The 406-nt window shown below is 71.7% G+C and carries 1 pseudogene; it reads left to right on the top strand.

The annotated features are described in order from the left end of the window. A pseudogene (locus HX774_RS18420) lies at positions 1 to 406 on the top strand (PE family protein); the annotation flags it as partial.

The raw sequence follows: 406 nt of genomic DNA, 5'->3' as shown, positions 1-406 counted from the left end.
GCGGCGGCGTCGGCGGCGGCTCCGGGGGCTTTGTCGCGCTAGGGGGTTCGGGTGGAGCCGGCGGTCACGGCGGTTCAGTAACGGCCGACAACTCGGGGCAGATCTATACTGATGGCGACCTTTCGCGCGGTATTCTGGCCCAGTCGATCGGCGGGGGCGGCGGTGCGGCCGGTTCCGGCGGCGGCGTGTTCGCCAAGGGCGGCTCGGGCGGCGCTGGCGGCAGCGCCTCTGTCGGCGGTTCCGGCTCGGTCAGGAGCAACGGCGGCGTAGTGACTGCCGGAAATACCGGCCTGATCATGACCGGCGGCAATATGTCCAGCGCCATCCAGGCCCAGTCCATCGGCGGGGGAGGCGGCGACGGCGCCAATGCCAATGGCGTCTTCATGGCGCTGGGCGGCAAGGGCGG

Origin of the sequence: Brevundimonas sp. P7753, from assembly GCF_013386595.1 — a bacterium.
GTDB classification, from domain to species: Bacteria; Pseudomonadota; Alphaproteobacteria; order Caulobacterales; family Caulobacteraceae; genus Brevundimonas; species Brevundimonas bullata.
Note: the sequence above shows the minus strand (reverse complement) of the source record. Positions and strands in the feature narration are given on the sequence as shown.